Source organism: Allobosea sp. BK604 (genome assembly GCF_004341515.1).
Classification (GTDB): domain Bacteria; phylum Pseudomonadota; class Alphaproteobacteria; order Rhizobiales; family Beijerinckiaceae; genus Allobosea.
This window is the reverse complement of sequence record NZ_SLZF01000005.1, coordinates 392,732-412,073: the sequence shown is the minus strand read 5'-3', so window position 1 is coordinate 412,073 and position 19,342 is coordinate 392,732. Positions and strand designations below refer to the sequence as shown.

Sequence of the window (19,342 nt, the reverse complement as noted above, 5' to 3'; positions counted from 1 at the left end):
AAAGTCAGTTTTCATGCGGCCGAGGCGAGGGCGTCGGCTGACGGCTCGCGCGGGAACAGGCTGCATTGGCTGGGGTCGATGACGATGCCGACGCTCTCGCCGACCGCAAATTGCTGCAGGGGATGGGTCTGGACCCGCAGGTTCCGGCCGCCGGGGAGGGTGACGACGTATTCGCAGAGATTGCCGAGGAAGGTCAGTTCGCTGACCGTGCCCGAGAGTGCACCGGGCTCGGCGGTCAGTCGGACGTTCTCGGGCCGGATGGCGATGTCGACCTGCGCGCCGGCTGCCATCCCGGCCGGACGCGGGGCCGCCAGCACCAGCCCGCCATCCGCCTCGATCTCGGCGCTGTCGCCATTGACCGAGCGGATCTGCCCGGGCACCAGGTTCACCAGGCCCATGAAATCGGCGACGACGCGGTTTGCCGGCTTGTTGTAGACCTCGAAGGGCGAGCCGAATTGCTGCAGCCGCCCGGCATGCATCACCGCGATCTGGTCGGACAGCGCCAGCGCCTCGGCCTGATCATGCGTGACATAGATGAAGGTGATGCCGGTGCGGCGCTGCAGTTGCTTGAGCTCGCCCCGCATCCTCTCGCGCAACTTGGCGTCGAGATTGGAGAGCGGCTCGTCCAGCAACAGGATGTCGGGCTCGACCACGAGCGATCGTGCCAGCGCGACCCGCTGCTGCTGGCCGCCGGAAAGCTCGTTGGGGAAGCGGCCCTCGAGCCCCTTCAGGTTGACGAGGCCGAGCGCCTCCTCGACCTTGTCGCGGACCTGGCCCGAGGAGAGCTTGCGCAGCTTCAGGCCGAAGGCGATGTTCTCGTAGACGGTCTTGTGCGGCCAGACCGCGTAATTCTGGAAGACCATGCCCATGCCGCGCGCCTCGGGCGAGACGACGCCGGCGGGCGAGGAGACCAGCCGGTCGCCGACATGGATCGTGCCGGTATCGGGCGTGACGTAGCCGGCGATCAGCCGCAGCGTCGTGGTCTTGCCGCAGCCGGAGGGGCCGAGCAGGGTGATGAACTGGTTGTCCTGGATCGCGAGGTCCAGATCCTGCAGGGCGGGCATCTGGAGATAGCGCCCGCCATAGCTCTTCGACATCGCGGCGATGGTGATGCTGGCCATCAGGCGGTTCCTCCCTGGGCGGCGGGTGCTTTGTCGGGATCCTTGCCGATGCCGCCGCCGCCGATCTTGCGGGCGAGCGTGATCGCCACGGCGATGATGGCCATGTTGATCATGGCGAGCGCGGCGACGGGCTCGGTGTAGCCGGTCTCGTAGAGATTGTAGATCGCGACCGCGAGCGTCATCGAGCTCGACGAGAACAGCAGGATCGAGGCGCTGAGCTCCTGGATGACCGGCACGAAGACCAGCAGCCAGCCGGCGAAGAGACCTGGCCGCATCAGCGGCAAGGTGATCTCCTTCAGGGTGTGGACCCAGCTTGCCCCGAGGATGCGGGCGCTCTCCTCCAGCGTCGGGTCGATCTGGCGCAGCGAGGTGTTGGCGGCGCGCACGCCGAGCGGGATATAGCGGCCGACATAGGCGAGCAGCAGGATCGCCAGCGTGCCGTAGAGCGCGATCGGCATCGAGAGCCAGAACTGGATCAGCGCCACGGCCATGACGATGCCGGGCAGGCCAAGCGGCACCAGCGCCGCATAGTCGAGGAACTTGCGGCCGGGGATATGGGTGCGGATGTCGATCCAGCCGATGATCGCGCCGAGGAAGACCGCGACAGTGGCCGCGACCGTCGCCAGCCCGAGCGAGTTGAGGATCGCGCGCTGGGTCACGTCATAGTCGAAGAGCACGAAGCGGTAATGCTCGAGCGTCAGCCCCTTCCAGAAGGCGAGTCCCCAGGATTTCGAGAGCGAGACTGCGATCAGGGTGGCGTAGGGCAGTACGATCGAGACGAAGAAGACCAGCAGGCAGAAGCCGAAGAGCAGCCATTTGGCCCAGCCGAGATCCATGAGCTGCGGGCGCGCGCCCTTGCCGCCGAGCGTCACGAAGGAGCGCTTGGCCAGATAGGAGCGCTGCAGGTAGAGCGCCGCGATCGTGATCACGACGAAGAGCAGCGAGAGCGCCGAGGCCAGCCCGTATTGCGCGGGGTAGTCGAACAGCGAGTAGATCCGCGTCGGCAGGGTGACGATGCGGCCAGGCAGGCCGATGATGGCCTGCGAGCCGAACAGCGCGATGGCATTGACGAAGGCGAGCAGCACCCCCGACAGGATCGCCGGCATCACCAGCGGCGTGGTGATCGAGAGCACGGTGCGCCATTTGCTCGCGCCGAGGATCTGGGCCGCTTCCTCATAGGAGGCATCCACCGATTGCAGGGCGCTGGAGGCGAGCAGGTAGACGTAAGGAAAGGTGTGCAGCACCGTGACCAGCACCAGGCCAGGCATCGAGAAGATGTTGAAGCCGAGCCAGGGCAGGCCGAGCACGTCGCGGAAGAAGGCGTTGATCAGGCCGGCATTGGGGCCGAAGAGGTTGACGAAGGCGATCGCGGTCAGGAACGGCGGCGAGAGGTAGGACAGGTTCGCGGTCAGGGTGATCAGCCCCTTGCCCGGCACATTGGTGCGCGCCACGGCCCAGGCCAGCGGCAGGCCGAGCAGCAGGCTGAACAACCCGGTCCAGGCGCCCAGCACCAGCGAGTTGAGCAGCGCCTGGAGATAGAGCCGACCGGAGAGCGCCTCCGAGAAATACTCCAGCGTGAAGCCGCCATCGCCCCAGACGCTGCCGATCAGCAGGAAGCAGAGCGGGAAGACCACCAGCACGAACAGGGCTGCGATCGCCCCGCCCATGACGAGGTTCTCCAGGCTGAAGATGCGGGCGAGGCGTGAGGGGGGCCTGGCCGTCGACAGGCTCGCCGGGCGGCCGCGCTCCAGGCTGACGCGTCCAAGCGTCGCCTGACTCACAGCCGCGCTCCATCGCCCGCACGGCGCGGGCGGCGCTGTATCTCAACCATCGGACGTTTCCCGGAGCGAATTTCTTGATCTGATTTTGGGGCAGCCTGACGATTGGTTTCCGGGCTGTCAACCAATTCGTCGCGAGGTCGCCAAAGCGTGAGCGCAAGACGGGGACAGATCAGGGATCATTACGAAACCGCTTGTTTCCCGCGGCGAAATTGGTAGACCAATCAAGAGCTGCGCGAGCAACGAAGCAATCAAGACGCGATCATGGACACAACGACACGCCACGATCTCAGGGTCCGCGACTATATCATCGGCAGCATCAAGTCGGGCGCCTACCGCGCCAACGGCAAGCTGCCGACCGAGCGCGCCCTGGCGGAGCAACTCGGCGTGCCGCGCTCGGCCGTCCGCGATGCGCTCGCTGTCCTGGAGAGCGGCGGCGCCGTGACGCGGATCATCGGCAGCGGCACCTATGTCCGCGAGCAGGAGCCGCAGCCTGCGCCGGCGCCGGCCGAGGTGGCGCCGCCGGCCGCGAGCCCGGCCGAGATCATGGAGGCGCGGCTGCTGCTCGAGCCCCAGCTCGCCCAGCTCGCCGCCATCAATGCCGACCAGGCCGATTTCGCCCGCTTCGACGAATGCATCCGTCACGGCGACGCGGCCGATGGCTTCGAGGAATTCGAGCATTGGGACGCCGCCCTGCACCAGGCCATCGCCACGTCGACGCATAATCGGCTGGTCATCGAGCTCTACGCCATGATCACGCGGGCTCGCGACCTGACCGAATGGGGCGAGCTGAAGCGCCGCAGCCTCAGCGCCGAGCGCCGCGACCATTATCGCCGCGAGCACCACGAGATCGTCGCTGCGCTGCGGGCGCGCAATGTCGCGAGGGCCGAGAAGGCCCTGCTCGGGCATCTCGAGCGCGTGCGCAATAACCTGCTCGGCCGCTGACGGACGAGCTGCAATCTGAATTGGTCGACCAATATCGCCGAAACAGGTCGCGATCGCGGCATTTGGTTGACAGCTTTGAACGCGGCGTTCTACCTCTTGCGGACCGCGCCATTTTGGCGCCTTCGAGCGGGCAAGGGTCATGCAACTCGTCATCTTCAGCCAAAAGACTGATAATACGTCGAAAAATAAGAGGCTCGGTGCCGTTGAAGGCGATCTGATCGCCGATCTCTCGCAGGTTCCGGGCGCTCCGGAGAGCATGGCCGCATGCTGCGCTCTCGACTCCGAGGGTCTGGATAGGTTGACCAATCTCGTCGCGCAGGCGCCCCGGCTGGCGCTCGCGGAAGCGACTCTGCACGCACCGTTCCCGCGCCCGGCGCGCAACATCTTCTGCGTCGGCAAGAACTACCACGAGCACGCGCGCGAGTTCGCGCAGAGCGGCTTCGACGCCAGCGCCAAGGAGATCGTGCCCGAGGCGCCGGTGATCTTCACCAAGCCGCCTTCCGCGGTCATTGGTCCGGGCGACACCATCCCGGGCTATCTCGATCCGACCTCCTCGGTCGATTACGAGGGCGAGCTGACGGTCGTGATCGGCAAGGGCGGCCGCGGCATTTCCAGGGAGGACGCGCTCGACCACGTCTTCGGCTACACGATCATCAACGACGTGACCTCGCGTCATCTCCAGCACAAGCATCGGCAATGGGTGATCGGCAAGGGCATTGACGGCTTCTGCCCGATGGGCCCGGCCGTGATGACCGCCGACGAGGCGCCCGACCCGCGCAAGCTGCACCTGCGGACCTGGGTCAATGGCGATCTCCGCCAGGATGTCTCGGTCGCCGACCTGATCTTCGACATCCCGACGCTGATCAGCACGATCTCGGCCTATATCACGCTCGAGCCGGGCGACCTGATCGCGACCGGGACGCCGGTCGGCGTCGGCCTCGGCTTCAACCCGCCGAAATTCCTGAGGAAGGGCGATGTCGTGCGCATCGAGATCGGCGGAATCGGAGTGCTCGAAAACCAGGTCGCCTGAAGCCGCGCAAGTCACCTGAAGCGGTACAGGCCACCTGAAGCCGCAATTGCGAAAAACGCCGCGAAAAGCGGCTCATCTCGGGGAGGAAAAGGATGCGTTCGATCGGAGTTCTGTGCGTTGCCCTTGCGGCATCGCTGGGTCTTGCCGCAACAGCGGCGGCCCAGTCCTATCCGAGCCACGGCGTCAGGGTCATCGTGCCCTTCGGCGCCGGCGGCCCGGCCGATATCTATGCGCGTGCGATCGGCCAGCAATTGTCGGAGGCGCTGAAGCAGCCCTTCACGATCGAGAACAAGCCGGGAGCCGGCGCCGTCATCGGCACGGTGGAGGCGGCGCGGGCGACGCCGGACGGCTATACGCTGCTGATGATGTCGAACACGCATACGGCCAACGAGACGCTGGTCCCGAACAAGGGCTATAGCCTGACCAAGGATCTCGTCCCGATCGCGCCGGTCAATTCCGCCGACTTGGTGATCGTCGTCAATCCGACCATCCAGGCGACGACGCTGCCGGAATTCATCGCGCTGGCAAAGGCCAAGCCGAAGGCGTTGAACTATGCCTCCTCGGGCGTCGGCACGCCCTATCATCTCGCCGGCGAAGGCTTCAAGGCCTTGAGCGGAACCGATATCGTCCATGTGCCGCATCGCAGCAGCGGCGAGGCGCGCACCAACGTGATCGGCGGCCATGTCCAGATGATGATCGATTCCGTCACCACCATGGTCCCGACCATCGCCGCCGGCCAGGTCCGCGCGCTCGCGACCACCGGCGCCACCCGCTCGGCCCTGCTGCCTGACGTACCGACGGCGGCGGAAGCCGGGCTGAAGGATTTCGAGGCGACCATCTGGCTCGGCTTCATGGCCCCGGCCGGAACGCCGCAGCCGGTCATCGACCTGCTCAATGCCGAGATCCGCAAGGCCCAGGCGCGCCCGGAGGTGAAGGCGGAATGGGGCAAGCAGGGCACGGTCGCGATGGATATGAGCCCGGCGCAGTTCGGCGAGTTCATCAAGGCCGACATCGCCAAATGGGCCAAGGTCATCGAACTGGCCAATATCAAGGTCAACTGACGCCATGGGCGGCGAAACCACGCTAGTGGTGAATGGCACGGCCCGCAGCATCGCCTCCGCACCGGGGGCGATGCTACTCGACGTGCTGCGGACCGAGCTCGGCCTGAAGGCCGCGCGCTTCGGCTGCGGCGAGGGCCTGTGCGGCGCCTGCCGGGTTCTCGTCGACGGTCAGCCGGTGCCTTCCTGCGACACGCCGCTCTGGTCGGTCGCGGGCCGTGCGATCACGACGGTGGAAGGCCTCGGCACGGTCGCCGCGCCGCATCCGCTGCAATCGGCGCTGATCGCGGAGCAGGCGATGCAGTGCGGCTATTGCATCTCCGGCATCATGATCAGCGCGGCGGCGCTGCTGGCGCGGGACCACGACCCCAGCGAGAGCGCGATCCGCGCCGCGCTCGATCCGAATCTGTGCCGCTGCGGGGCGCATAACCGGATCGTCCGGGCCGTGCAGCGGGCAGCGGTCGAGATGCGGGCAGGCGCGCCATGAGCGCCACCGCGCCGCCCGCGCTCCCGGCCGGCCTGCGGGCGACGCCCCGGCTCGACCGCTGGCTCGGCATCTCCTCCGAGGGCCATGTCACGCTCTCGCCCGGCAAGGTCGAGATCGGCCAGGGCATCCTGACCGTTCTCGCGCAGATCTGCGCCGATGAACTCGACATCGCGATCGATCGCGTTCGGCTCGTGCCGGCCCACACGGCGCTGAGCCCGAACGAAGGCGTGACCTCGGGCAGCCTCTCCGTCTCCGATTGCGGCATGTCGGTCCGCCAGGTCGCGGCGCAGGCGAGGGCGCTGTTCCTGGCCGAAGCGGCGCGGCAATTCTCGCTCGATGCAGCGGCGCTGGCGGTCGAGGACGGCGTCATCTCCGGGCCCGGCAACCTGGCCACGAGCTATTGGGAGCTTGCGGACCAGGTCTCGCTGGCGCGCGAGGCCGATCCCGCGGTGCGCGCCAAGGCCGTGGCCCGGCGTTCCCTTGCCGGACATTCGGTCGAACGCATCGACATTCCCGGCAAGGTCTTCGGGACACGGCCCTTCATCCATGATCTCGTGCTGCCGGGGATGCTGCATGGCCGCGTCCTGCGGCCGCCGCGGCCGGGCGCGTCCCTGTCGGCGCTCGACGAAGGCCGCCTGGCCGATATCCCCGGCCTGGTTTCCCTGGTGCGCGACGGCAGCTTCGTCGGTGTCGTCTGCGAGACGGAGGAGCAGGCGGAGGCGGCGTTGAGCCGGCACGCTGCCGCTGCGCAATGGTCCGGTGGCTTTGACTTGCCGGACGCGCATGACCTGGCAGGCTGGCTCAAGCGTCAGCCGGCGGACGCCTCCGTCGTCGACTTGCGCGGCGAGGGCGCGGCGCCACCAGGAGCGCGCAGCCTGACGCGGTCTTATGTGAAGCCCTATCTGGCCCATGCCTCGATCGCGCCGTCCTGCGCCATCGCCACCTGGACGGGAGATGATCTGCACGTCCTCAGCCACAGCCAGGGCGTCTTCAATCTGCGGGCCGACCTCGCGCTGGTCTTCGGCGTCCCGGTCGACCGGATCGAGGTCGGCCATGCCGAAGGCGCGGGCTGCTACGGCCATAACGGCGCCGACGACGTCGCGCTCGACGCGGCGCTTCTGGCGCGGGCGGTCGAGGGCAGGCGGGTGCGTGTGCGCTGGTCGCGGGCCGACGAACTGGCCTGTGCGCCCTTCGGTGCGGCGATGGCGATCGAGATCGCCGCCGATCTCTCGGCGAATGGCGACATCCTCGGCTGGCGGCACGAGATCTGGAGCAATGGCTATGTCGCGCGGCCGGGGAGGGCGGAGACGCCGGCCCTGCTTGCGGCCTTCGACCTGGCGCAGCCGTTCCCGCGCTATATCGCGCAGGATCCCGGACTGGCGACCGGTGGCGGCGCCCAGCGCAACGCGGTGCCGATCTACGATTTTCCGCGCTGGCACATCGCCAAGAACCGCCTGCTGACCATGCCGCTGCGCACCTCCTCGATGCGCGCGCTCGGCGCCTTCGGCAATGTCTTCGCGATCGAATCCTTCATGGACGAGATCGCCCATGAGCTCGGCGAGGATGCGCTCGCCTACCGGCTGCGCCATCTCGCGGACGAGCGCGCCCGTTGCGTGCTGGAGCGCGCGGCGGCCATGGCGGACTGGGGCAGCGCCACCATCCCGGACGGGCGCGGCCGCGGGCTCGCGATGGCACGCTACAAGAACAGCGGTGCGTATTGCGCCGTCGTCGCCGAGGTCGATGTCGAGGCGGAGCCGCGCGCGACGCAGCTCTGGATCGCGGTCGATGTCGGCGAAGCGATCAACCCCGATGGCGTGGTCAACCAGATCGAGGGCGGCGCCATCCAGGCGACGAGCTGGACGCTGAAGGAGGCGGTCGGCTTCAGCCGGGACGAGGTCACGAGCGGCTCCTGGGAGAGCTATCCGATCCTGCGCTTCAGCGAGGTCCCGGCGGCCAGGGTCGAGATCGTGCCACGCCCGGAACTGCCGCCGCTCGGCGCGGGCGAGGCGGCGCAGGGACCGGTGGCTGCTGCCCTCGCCAACGCGGTCCATGCCGCACTCGGTGTCCGGGTCAGGCAGATGCCGATCACGCGCGACCGCATCATTGCGGCAATGGAGTAGCCAAGTGCCAAAACTCAGTATTCTCAGCGGTGGCGCGGCCCAGGGCCTCGTCAAGGCGCTGGAAGCCGAATTCACTGCAGCCTCCGGCTACGAGATCGACGGCGTATTCGGAGCGGTCGGCGCCATGCGCGCCAGGCTGGCCGCTGGCCACCTGACGGATCTGGTGATCCTGACCTCGGCGATCGTGCGGGCGCTCGGTGGGGAGGGCGTCGTGATGCCCCAGACGATTGTCGATCTCGGCGGCGTCGAAACCGCAATCGCGGTGCGCGACGACACTCCGGCGCCCGCCGTGGCAGACGAAGCCTCGCTGCGCGCGGCCTTGCTCGCCGCCGATGCGATCTATTTTCCCGACCCGGAACAGGCCACGGCCGGCGTTCATTTCGCCGATGTCCTCAGGCGCCTCGGAATCGCTTCGGAGGTTTCGTCCCGCTTGCGAACCTTCCCGAATGGCGCGACCGCGATGCGCGCCCTGGCCGCCGCCGCCGAGGCGAGGGCGATCGGTTGCACGCAGGTCACCGAGATCAGGATGACGCCGGGCGTCATGGTTGCGGCAACGCTTCCACGCGGTTTCGATCTGAAGACGCTTTATACGGCCGGGATCATAGCGTCCTCGTCGCAGCGCGATGCGGCCTTGTCATTGCTGGGCCTTCTGACCTCGGAGCATCATGCCCGGCTGCGCGCGGGATGCGGCTTCGTCTGAACCGGCGCAGCAGTCGGCCATTTTCGCCCGACCCCGCAGGTGCGCGGGCCTTTTGCCCGGCTGGTGCGCCGCGCGGCCTTGCAAACCGGGCGGTTTGCGGCAGCCACGCTCCTGCCCCCGGGGCAAAATGCCCCGCGTCACGACACGCTCCAATATGAGGACAGACCCTAGATCATTTTCGAGCGAAGTGGACACCGGTTCGCGTAAAGAAAATGTGATAAAACAAAAGCTTAGAGCATTTTAGCGATTCGAAGAAACGCGGAAATGCTCTAGGCATTCAGCGGCCGAAATCGGTCGCTATGCCTTTGCCTTTTTTGTGCCAGCCGCAACTATGGGCTGTTTGAACGATGAGTCGGCGTGGTCGAACAGCTCGACTCGGGCGTAAGCGATATTGCGTTAGGTTAAGTCTTTCATCCAATCTAGCTTTGCAGCGACCGATCCCGTGCGTTCCATCTTGGGGCAAGGTTGTGACGACGCACCACGAGGGCATGCCCCTTCGCCGGATAAGGTTTCACATGGGATACGCTTCGCATCCTTTCCGAGCGCTGCTGCTTGCCGGCACCGCCCTCCCGCTTGTTCTGCTGATCCCGCAGCCGCAGGCCTTGGCTGTTTGCCCTGATGGCAACAATGCCTCCGGACAAACCGCGGGCACCGGATGCGGCGCCACGGGCGCGGGCGGTGCGGGCGGTGCGTCGCTCGGCCTGGGCGGCGGCGGTGGCGGCGTCACCGCCTCCGGCAGCGGTAGCGGCGGCGGCGGTGGCGGCGGATCGACCTCTAGCGGAGGTGCCGGAACCATCAATGGCGGCGCCGGCGGGTCCGGCACGCTCGGGGCCTTCGGCGGCGGCGGCGGTGGCGGTGGCGGCTTCGGGCTCTCCGTCTTCACGAGCCAAACCATCGGCACGACGCTCGCCGGCGGCCGCGGCGGAAATGGCGGCGCGGCCGGCAACGCGACTGTCGCTGCCGGCGGCGGCGGTGGTGGTGGCGGCGGCGGCGGTGCCGCTGCCGTGCTCGGCGGCGCGGGCCAAATCTACAGCACGACGGCGACGCTGACCGGCGGCAATGGCGGCAATGGCGGCGTGGGCGGCGGTTCCTCCGTCGGCGTCGGCGGGTCCGGTGGCGGCGGCGGCAGCGGCGCCTTCGGCGTCGGAATCTCCAACGGCTCCCTCACGGTCCTGAACGTCATCACCGGCGGCGCGGGCGGTTTCGGTGGCAGCGGCGGAGCCTCCGCCAGCGGCGGGGCGGGCGGTCTCGGCGCGGCCGGCGGCAGCGGTGGGGCGGGGCTGGTATCCTCGTCCAGCACGGTGACGATCCAGTCCAGCGTGATCGGCGGCGCCGGCGGAACGGGCGGAACCGGCGGCACCGCGCAGGCGGTCGGCCTGCCGGGCGGAGCCGGAGGCACAGGCGCCGCGGGCGGTATCGGCGTGACCATCGCCGGCGGGAGCATGCTGCTGCAGAACGCCGGCTCGATCATTAGTGGCGGCTCCGGCGGCGCGGGCGGCACCGGCGGCGCTGCCTTGACCACCGGCGGGGCCGGCGGTGCGGGTGGCACCGGCGGCGTCGGCATCCAGCTCTCCGCAGGCGCGACCCTGACCGTCGGGACCGGAACATCGGTTCTGGGTGGCGCCGGCGGCAACGGCGGAGTGGGCGGGGCGGCCGTCGCGTCCGGTGTTGCCGGCGCGGCCGGACTGGGCGGCGCCGCCATCACCGCCGCGAGCTCCACGATCACCGTGGCTGGCACTGTCAGCGGTGGGCTGGGCGGCGGTGGCGGCGTTCCCGCCAACGCGATCACCTTCTCCGGCACGGGCAACCGCCTCACCCTCGAAGGCGGTTACGATATCACCGGCAATGTCGTCGGCGCCGGCACGACCACGCTTGCGCTCGGCGGGGCGAGCGCGGGGATTTTCGACGTCTCCACCGTCAATGCCGGCGGCGGCAGCTTTACCGGCATCACCTCCCTGACCAAGGAGGGCAGCAGCACCTGGACCCTGACGGGCTCGTCGCTCCTGACGCCCGCCTGGACGATCAATGCCGGCACGCTCTCGATCGCGTCCGACGCCAGCCTCGGCCTGGTGGCCAACGCCTTGACGCTGAACGGCGGGACATTGCGCACCACGTCTCCCATCACCACCGCGCGTCTCATCACGCTGGGGGCGAGCGGCGGAACCATCCAGGCCGATGCAAGCCTCGCCCTCTCTGGCATCGCCGGATCGGGCAGCTTCACCAAGACGGGAACCGGAACGCTCTCGCTGCTCGGAGCGCTCGCCGCGAGCCAGACCCTGATCAGCGGCGGCACCGTCACCACGCTCGTCGATGACCTGCTCGGCGCGGCCGGCCCGATCACGATCTCGACCGGCGGCACGCTCAATCTCGGCGGCTTCGCGCAGACGGTCGGCAGCATCTCCCTTACCGGCGGCACCCTGACCAATGGCACGCTGACGGGGTCGATCAACTCCGCGGGCGGTGCGATATCGGGCCTGTCCGGCCCCGCCGCGCTCACGACCACCGCCGGCACGACGACGCTCAGCGGCACCAATAGCTATACCGGGGCGACATCCGTGTCCGGCGGTACGCTGCTCGGCGGCGCTGCCGATGCCTTCAGTGCCGGCAGCGCCACATCGATCGCCCTCGGCGGCACGCTCGATCTCGGCGGCTTCGCGCAGACGATCAACAGCATCAGCCTCTCCGGCGGCACGCTCACCGACGGCGCGCTGACCGGTGCGATCAGCTCCACGGGCGGCGCGATATCGGGATTGTCGGGCGCCGCCCTGCTCACGACCACGGCCGGCACGACGACCCTGACCGGGACCAACGCCTATACCGGAGCCACGTCCGTTTTGGGCGGCGCGCTGCTGGCTGGCGCCGCCAACGCCATGAGCGCCGCCAGCGCGACATCGGTCAGCCCTGGCGCGACGCTCGATCTCGGCGGCCTCGCGCAAACGATCAACGCCGTCAGCCTCTCCGGCGGCGCGCTCACCGACGGCGCGCTGACCGGTGCGATCAGCTCTACGGGCGGTGCGATAGCGAACCTGTCCGGCGCCGCCTCGCTCACGATCACCGCCGGCACGACGACGCTCAGCGGGACCAATGGCTACACCGGGGCGACCTCCGTTTCCGGCGGCACGCTGCTGGCCGGCGTCGCCAATGCCATGAGTGCCGCCAGCGCGACGTCGCTTGGCGGCGGCACGCTCGACCTCGGCGGCCTCGCGCAAACGATCAACGCCGTCAGCCTCGCCGGGGGCACGCTGACCAATGGCGTGCTGACGGGTGCAATCAGCTCTACGGGCGGCGCCATATCGGACCTGTCGGGCACTGCCTCGCTCACGATCACCGCCGGCACGACGACGCTCGGCGGGACCAATGGCTATACCGGGGCGACCTCCGTGTCCGGTGGCACGCTCTTGGCCGGCGCCGCCAATGCCATGAGCGCTGCCAGCGCGACGTCGGTTGGCGCCGGCGGCGTGCTCGACCTCGGCGGTTTCGCGCAGACGATCGCCAGCGTCGGTCTCGCTGGCGGCACGTTGACCAATGGCGTGCTGAGCGGCGCGGTCAGTTCCGCCGGCGGCGCCATATCGGATCTGTCGGGAACCGCCTCGCTCACGGTCACCGCCGGCACCACGACCCTGACCGGAACGAACGCCTATACCGGGACCACGTCCATTCTCGGCGGCACGCTGCTCGCCAGCGCCGGCAACGCCTTCAGCCCGGGCAGCGCGACCTCGATCGGCTCCGGCGGCACGCTCGATCTCGGCGGCCTCGCGCAAACGATCAACAGCATCAGCCTCGCCGGCGGCACGCTGACCAACGGCACGTTGAGCGGCGCGATCAGTTCCGCCGGCGGCGCGATCTCGAATGTGTCGGGCACCGCCTCGCTGTCGACCAGCAGCGGCACGACGATCCTGACCGGCGCGAACAGCTATACCGGCGCGACCACGGTGTCGGGCGGCACGCTTCGGGTCACCGGCACCTTGGACAACACGGCGGTGAGCGTGGCGTCCGGTGCCATGCTGGCCGGTACCGGCAGCATCGCGGGCGCGGTGACGCTCGCCGATGGCGCGCGCCTCGCGCCGGGCGCGAGCCCGGGCACTCTGACGCTCGGATCGCTGGTCCTGAACTCATCCTCCCATTTGGATTACGAGCTCGGCACACCGGGCGTGGTCGGCGGCGGCGTCAACGATCTCGTCTCGGTCAACGGCAACCTGACCCTCGACGGCATCATCAACATCGCGCCACAGCCCGGCTTCTCCGCCGGAACCTACCGCCTGTTCGATTACGGTGCGGCCCTGATCAATAACGGCCTCGACATGGGCATCGTGCCGGCGGGCTATAGTTTCAGCGTCGAGACGGCGACGCTGAACCAGGTCAATCTCGTCGCCAGCCGCGACGGCCTGCAGTTCTGGAACGGCGCCACCACCACGCCGGATGGCACGGTCCATGGCGGCAGCGGCACCTGGAACGCGGCGGATACGAACTGGACCAACGCGACGGGCACGGCGCGCGACAGCTGGAACAGCCTGACGGCCGTCTTCGCCGGCCCGGCTGGCGGCACAGTGACGATCGCGAGCGACCAGCAGATCGCCGGCCTGCAATTCGCCACGGACGGTTACGTGCTGAGCGGGCCGGGCGCCCTGCTGGTCGGGGGTGCCGGCGCGGAGCTGCGCATCGATCCCGGCCTGAGCGCGACGATCGATGCCGTGATCGCGGGCGCGGGCGGCGTGACCAAGACCGGCGCCGGCACGATCGTGCTGGGCGCGGTCAACACCTATGCCGGCGGCACCGCGATCAATGCCGGCACGCTCCAGGTCTCGGCCGATGCCAATCTCGGCGCACTCGCCGGCGGGCTGACCTTCAACGGCGGCACGCTGGCGACGACGGCGAGTTTCACGACGGCTCGCGCCGTGACGCTGGCCGCGGCCGGCGGCTTCGACGTGGCCGGTGGCACGCAACTGCGGCTGGACGGCGCCGTCTCGGGGACAGGCAGCCTCGACAAGCAGGGCACGGGCACGCTCGTGCTGACCGGGACGAACAGCTATGGCGGCGGCACCACGATCAGCGCCGGCACGCTGCAGCTCGGCGCCGGCGGCACGACCGGCTCGATCACCGGCGATGTCGTCAATAACGGCACGCTCGCCTTCAACCGCTCGGATGCGGTCAGCTTCGCCGGTGCGATCTCGGGCGCCGGCTCGCTCGCCAAGCTCGGCGCGGGCACGCTGACCCTGACAGGCGCCAACAGCTATGCCGGCGGGACCACGATCGCTGCCGGCACGCTGATCGGCTCCGCGACGAGCTTCGGCAGCGGCGCGATCCTGGACAATGCGGCGCTCATCATCGACCAGCCCGTCGACGCCGGCTTCGCCAACGCGATCAACGGAAGCGGCAGCTTCACCAAGACCGGCGCCGGCAACCTCAACCTGACCGGCACCAGTGGCCTCACCGGCCAGACCACGGTTGCGGCGGGCAAGCTCTCGGTCAATGGCTCGCTCGCCGGCTCGGCCATCACGGTGCTCTCCGGCGCTTCGCTCGGCGGCAATGGCGCGCTCGGCGCGACCACCGTGCTTGCCGGCGGCACGATCGCGCCGGGCAATTCGATCGGCACGATCACGATCAACGGCAACCTCCTGCTGGCCCCGGGCTCGACCTATGCGGTCGAGATCGCCGGCGATGGCAGCTCGGACCGTATCATCGTCACCGGATCGGCGACGGTGACGGGCAGCAATGTCACGATCGCCGCGCTCGATCCGCAGACGAGCTATACCAACGGCCAGCACTATACGATCCTGACCGCGGCCGGCGGGGTCGTCGGCAGCTTCGCCGGCGTGACGACCAATTCGGCTTTCCTCGATCTCGCGCTCGACACGAGCTCGGGCGAGGTTGGCCTGAGCATTCAGGTCAAGGGCAGCAATCCCGGCACCCCGACCGATCCGGGCACGCCTCCCGTCGCTCCGCCTGTCACGCCGCCCGCGGTGTTCCAGACGGTGGCGCAGACGCCGAACCAATACGCCACGGCGGTCGGGCTCAACAGCTTGCCGCAGGTCGGCGGGACGCTGGCGCTCTATAACAGCCTGCTGATGCTCGATGCGGCCTCGGCCCGGAGCGCCTTCGACCTGCTCTCCGGCGAGATCCATGCCTCGGCCAGGACGGCGCTCGTCGAGGAAAGCTCGCTGCTGCGCTCGGCCGCGATCGACCGGTTGCGCTCGGCCTTCGGCTCGGTCGGCGCGGCGCCGATGGCGACCATGAACTATGGCTTCACCGCCGATCTTGCGCCCGCCGTGAAGGGGCCGCTGCCCCGGCTCGCCACCGAACGCTTCGCCGTCTGGGGCCAGGGCTACGGCTCATGGGGTCGGACCGACAGCGATCGCAATGCCCAGAAGCTGACGCGCTCGACCGGCGGTTTCCTCATCGGCGCCGATGTCGCCGCGTTCGACACGATGCGCTTCGGCCTGCTCGCCGGCTATAGCCGCTCGGAGTTCGACGCCAAGGGAAGGCTCTCTTCGGGCGAGAGCGACAATTACCATATCGGCCTCTACGGCGGCGGACAGTGGGGCGCGCTCGGGCTCCGAGCCGGTGCGAGCTACACCTGGCATGATGTCGAGACCAGCCGCACGGTCGCCTTCGCCGGCTTCGGCAACAGCCTGAAGAGCGACTACAATGCCGGCACGGCCCAGGTCTTCGGCGAGCTCGGCTATCGCTTCGATGTCGGGCAGGTCGCGCTCGAGCCCTTCGCCGGGCTGGCCTATGTCAACCTCCACACCGACGGTTTCAACGAGACCGGTGGCATCGCGGCGCTGTCGGGCCGCAGCGACGATACCAGCGTGGGCTATTCGACGCTCGGACTGAGGGCCTCGACCTCCTTCGCGCTCTCGGGCATGGACCTGACCCTGCGCGGCGGCCTCGCCTGGCGCCATGCCTTCGGCGATGTCGACCCGCAGGCGACGCTCGCCTTCGCCGGCGCGAACCCGTTCACGGTCTCGGGCCTGCCGATCGCCAGGAACGCCGCGCTGATCGAGGCCGGCTTGGATGTCGCGATCAGCAAGAGCGCGACCTTGGGCGTGTCCTATACCGGACAGCTCGCCCAGGACGCCCAGGACCACGCCTTCAAGGCCAACCTCGCGGTGAGGTTCTGATCGCGCGGGGCCGCAGCCCCAAAGAGATCCGGTTCGGACACGCCGCTCTGCAGATCGCCGATATGGCGGTTGGACTGACTTCCGTTTGCTTTGCCCGGGAGGTCCGGTTCCGGGCCGCAATTCAAATTCCGCTCCTGGCGCAGCGGCAAGCCGGCCAGAGAGGCACACCAGACTTGTGCCCCCCAAACCTGTTGGTCACCCGGCCGGACAAGGCGGCCGGGGCGGGGATACGGAACGGGCTCCGGCGCCTTGGCCGGAAGCGGGCCTACGGAGCGCTGCGCATGCCGGCAGAAGGCGGCGCATGTTGAACCTGCGGAAGCACGGTGATCAATCCGGGCATTCCGCGCAAAATCGGGCCATCGGGGTACGAAAGGGCTTTCCGCAGGAAGGGCATGGGGGACCAAAGTAGCTCGCCCGATGATGCCAGATTGCGTTGATATTTGTTTCCCGGAAGCCCGTAAGCTCGAAATATCGCTGCAAGACGCCAGGGTCATGAACGTGCCGCCGAGCTTCCTGAAGATCGGCGTCGGGGTGCCGACTGCGGTATTCCTTGACGTCTTCAACCCACCTCGTGAGCAGCGGATGGATGTCCTCCCATTCGTCTTCGTCGAGCATGGGGATGTCCTGCCGGCATCGCCGGCAATAGAGTAGCTTCGGCACGTGATCGTCACTCCCTGCGCAACGCCTTCACCATTCGGCCGATCGGCCAACCGCCGCAAGGTGTTGGCCGCGCGCGCGGTAATGCCTATGGCCTCTCAGAGCCCATCGACCACTGCCTCGCCCGGGGGCGGGTAGCGGACGTTAGGCCCCCATCTCCCGCCGCTTTGGCGCCCGCAAGCGGAACCGCGGCTTTGGGTGTATCAGGGGTCAGAAGCGCATCGAGGTAGCTCTGGCGGGCAATCCCGTTTGCGGACGGGTGAGGTCCGCGGCCCCTGACGGGGCCTGACAATGTCCGCTCTTAGGTTCTGCGCAGGTTATCCCGTTGGCCTGCGACCGGGGAATCGATCTAAGTGCCCACTGCAAAGCCCGTTCGAGCGTGACTTGACCACCCAGCCTGACCAACATGCCCGCGGCGCACTCTTCGTGCTGGCCGCCACCGTCGCCTGGAGTGCGAGCGGCATCTATTCCCGCCTGCTGACGACGGATGCCTGGACTGCGATCGCCTGGCGCTCGCTCTTTGCCGCGCTGTTCCTGATCGTGCCGATGCTCATGTTCGGCGCGGCAAGGACCACGCGCGAATGGCGGGCCGCATTCGCTCCGGCCGGCCTGGCCATGATCGCCTGCCAGACGATCAGCCAGGCTGCCTTCCTCGGCGCCTATTTCACGACAAGCGTGGCCAATGTCGCGGTCATCTACGCGACGGCCCCCTTCATCGCAGCCGTGCTCGGCCGGCTGCTCCTGAAGGAGCCGATCGTGCCGCGCACGATGCTGACGGGGCTCGTCTGCCTGATCGGCGTGGCGATCATCATCTCCGCGTCGATCGGAGGCGGGACCGTCCTCGGCGATCTGCTGGCGCTTTTGATGACCGCGACCTTCGCGGGCGTCATCGTCCTTCCGAGGCTGGATCCGAAGCTTCCGACCATGCCGTCGATCATGATCAGCGCGCTGCTGACCTTCGTGCTGTTCGTGCCGTTCAGCTCGCCGGGTTCGCTCGATGCCCATAACTGGATCGTCCTGGCGGCCTTCGGCGGTACCAATTTCTCGGTCGCGCTGGTGCTGTTCATCATCGGGGCGAGGCATCTCCCGCCAGCCGAGGCAGCCCTGATCGGCACGGTTGAAATCGTCATGACGCCGCTATGGGTCTGGCTGCTGTTTTCAGAACAACCGCCACTCGCGACCATGGTGGGTGGCGCGATCATCTTCGGAGCCGTCGTCTGGCACACCGCCACCGAGCTTCGCCGCGCTCGCCGCAACCCGGCGTAAATCCCGGCCAACCGGTCCATGACGGCTACCCGCGCTCGGCGGCTGGAGCACTTCCGCGTGTCTCCGAATCGCGAAAATTCTCCAGCACCCGTGCCGCTGGCGATTGCAATGGTCGCGCGTGTCCTGGATCAACCGAGAAGCCCGGTATCCTTGAGAATCACCTTGATCGCCCCCGCTTCTTCGGCGTTGAGGGAGCGTTGCGGGCGGGCCATCGTGTTGCTGTCGATGATGCCGAGAAGCTGCATCGCCGTCTTGAAGGCACCGACGCCGGCGGAGCCTGCGCTGGTGCGGCCGAGCGAGATCCAGACCATCTCGAACAGGCGGCAAAGCCGTTCCTGCTCCTTGCGCGCCTCGTCCCACTTCCCGGCCTGGGTCAGCCGCCAGAGATTGACGTAGCCCGCGGGATCGACATTGGCGAGGCCGGGAACGACGCCTTGGGCGCCCATCAGCGCGGCGTTGTCGACCACGATCTCGGACCCGGTCATCGCGAAGAAATCCGGCCTGTCGGCCAAATCCTGCCTGACGAAGCGGAAATTGCCGTCGTCACCGCTGGAATCCTTCAGGCCCGCCACGGTACCTTCCCGGGCCAGCGTGACGGTCGTCTTGCGCTCCAGCTTGATGTGGACGCAAACGGGGATGTCATAGGCGATCACAGGGCGGTCGACCGCCTCGCGCACATAGCGGAAATGGTCGATGGTCTCGGCCTGGTTGGTGCGGGTGTAGAAGGGCGCGGTCACCACCAGCGCGTCGGCGCCGGCCGATTGGGCGACCTTGGCGTGCCGGATGACGCGGTCGGTCGTCGGGTCGATCACGCCGGCGAAGATGGGCACGCGCCCATTGTTGATCTTGACCGCGTGCTCGATGATCTTCCGGCGCTCGTCATCGCCGTGGAAGACGACTTCGCTGGTCGACCCGAGCACGAAGAGCCCGTCGACGCCACCAGCGAGCAGATGCTCGATGACGCGGGTGAAGGACGGGTAGTCGACCCGGAAATCCGTTGTGAGAGGGGTGACGACCGGGGGGACCACTCCGTGGAAACGTGTCATGAAACGAGACTTC

Annotated in this window: 12 protein-coding genes; 8 read left to right on the top strand and 4 right to left on the bottom strand. The window is 68.2% G+C overall.

From position 1 onward, the window contains the following. Positions 1 to 11: 11 nt before the first annotated feature. Both EV560_RS17790 and EV560_RS17785 read right to left on the bottom strand, forming a co-directional pair. A complete protein-coding gene (locus EV560_RS17790) occupies positions 12 to 1,121 on the bottom strand; it encodes an ABC transporter ATP-binding protein (protein WP_131857110.1) in 1,110 nt (369 codons plus the stop codon). Further along, complete coding sequence (locus tag EV560_RS17785; protein ID WP_131857109.1) at positions 1,121 to 2,902, bottom strand: ABC transporter permease; 1,782 nt, start codon at positions 2,900 to 2,902, stop codon at positions 1,121 to 1,123. The genes EV560_RS17790 and EV560_RS17785 overlap by 1 nt, the downstream gene beginning before the upstream one ends. Before the next feature lie 261 nt (positions 2,903 to 3,163). Between EV560_RS17785 and EV560_RS17780 the strand changes: the two genes are divergently transcribed. The 7 genes from EV560_RS17780 (at position 3,164) to EV560_RS17745 (ending at position 16,360) form a co-directional block, all read left to right on the top strand. Next, complete coding sequence (locus EV560_RS17780) at positions 3,164 to 3,844, top strand: FadR/GntR family transcriptional regulator (protein ID WP_131857108.1); 681 nt, start codon at positions 3,164 to 3,166, stop codon at positions 3,842 to 3,844. A 298-nt stretch (positions 3,845 to 4,142) separates the two neighbouring features. Next, positions 4,143 to 4,874 (top strand): fumarylacetoacetate hydrolase family protein, encoded by a 732-nt coding sequence (locus tag EV560_RS17775; RefSeq protein WP_248312106.1) that lies wholly within the window; start codon positions 4,143 to 4,145, stop codon positions 4,872 to 4,874. 92 nt (positions 4,875 to 4,966) lie between these two features. Beyond that, a complete protein-coding gene (locus EV560_RS17770) occupies positions 4,967 to 5,935 on the top strand; it encodes a Bug family tripartite tricarboxylate transporter substrate binding protein (RefSeq protein WP_131857106.1) in 969 nt (322 codons plus the stop codon). A 4-nt stretch (positions 5,936 to 5,939) separates the two neighbouring features. Further along, positions 5,940 to 6,419 carry a (2Fe-2S)-binding protein gene (locus EV560_RS17765; RefSeq protein WP_131857105.1) on the top strand — a complete coding sequence of 160 codons (480 nt, stop codon included), beginning with the start codon at positions 5,940 to 5,942 and terminating at the stop codon, positions 6,417 to 6,419. Beyond that, the gene (locus EV560_RS17760) at positions 6,416 to 8,539 is read left to right on the top strand and encodes a molybdopterin cofactor-binding domain-containing protein (RefSeq protein WP_131857104.1); all 2,124 of its coding nucleotides are present in this window, start codon (positions 6,416 to 6,418) and stop codon (positions 8,537 to 8,539) included. Before EV560_RS17765 ends, EV560_RS17760 begins: the two co-directional genes overlap by 4 nt. A 4-nt stretch (positions 8,540 to 8,543) precedes the next feature. Beyond that, positions 8,544 to 9,239 carry a molybdate ABC transporter substrate-binding protein gene (locus EV560_RS17755; protein ID WP_131857103.1) on the top strand — a complete coding sequence of 232 codons (696 nt, stop codon included), beginning with the start codon at positions 8,544 to 8,546 and terminating at the stop codon, positions 9,237 to 9,239. A gap of 515 nt (positions 9,240 to 9,754) precedes the next feature. Next, entirely contained in the window at positions 9,755 to 16,360 is a 6,606-nt protein-coding gene (locus tag EV560_RS17745) for an autotransporter domain-containing protein (protein WP_165923520.1), read from the top strand. 327 nt (positions 16,361 to 16,687) lie between these two features. Here the strand turns inward: EV560_RS17745 and EV560_RS17740 are convergent, their stop codons facing one another. Beyond that, positions 16,688 to 16,975, bottom strand: coding sequence for a hypothetical protein (locus EV560_RS17740; protein ID WP_131857101.1), 288 nt, complete (start codon positions 16,973 to 16,975; stop codon positions 16,688 to 16,690). Between the two features lie 333 nt (positions 16,976 to 17,308). Here EV560_RS17740 and EV560_RS17735 point away from each other — a divergent pair, with 333 nt between their 5' ends. Continuing rightward, on the top strand, positions 17,309 to 18,283 hold the full coding sequence (locus tag EV560_RS17735; RefSeq protein WP_131857100.1) for a DMT family transporter: 975 nt from the start codon (positions 17,309 to 17,311) through the stop codon (positions 18,281 to 18,283). Positions 18,284 to 18,411: 128 nt separating this feature from the next. Here EV560_RS17735 and EV560_RS17730 read toward each other — a convergent pair whose 3' ends face one another. Further along, the gene (locus tag EV560_RS17730) at positions 18,412 to 19,329 is read right to left on the bottom strand and encodes a dihydrodipicolinate synthase family protein (protein WP_131857099.1); all 918 of its coding nucleotides are present in this window, start codon (positions 19,327 to 19,329) and stop codon (positions 18,412 to 18,414) included. Positions 19,330 to 19,342: the final 13 nt, after the last annotated feature.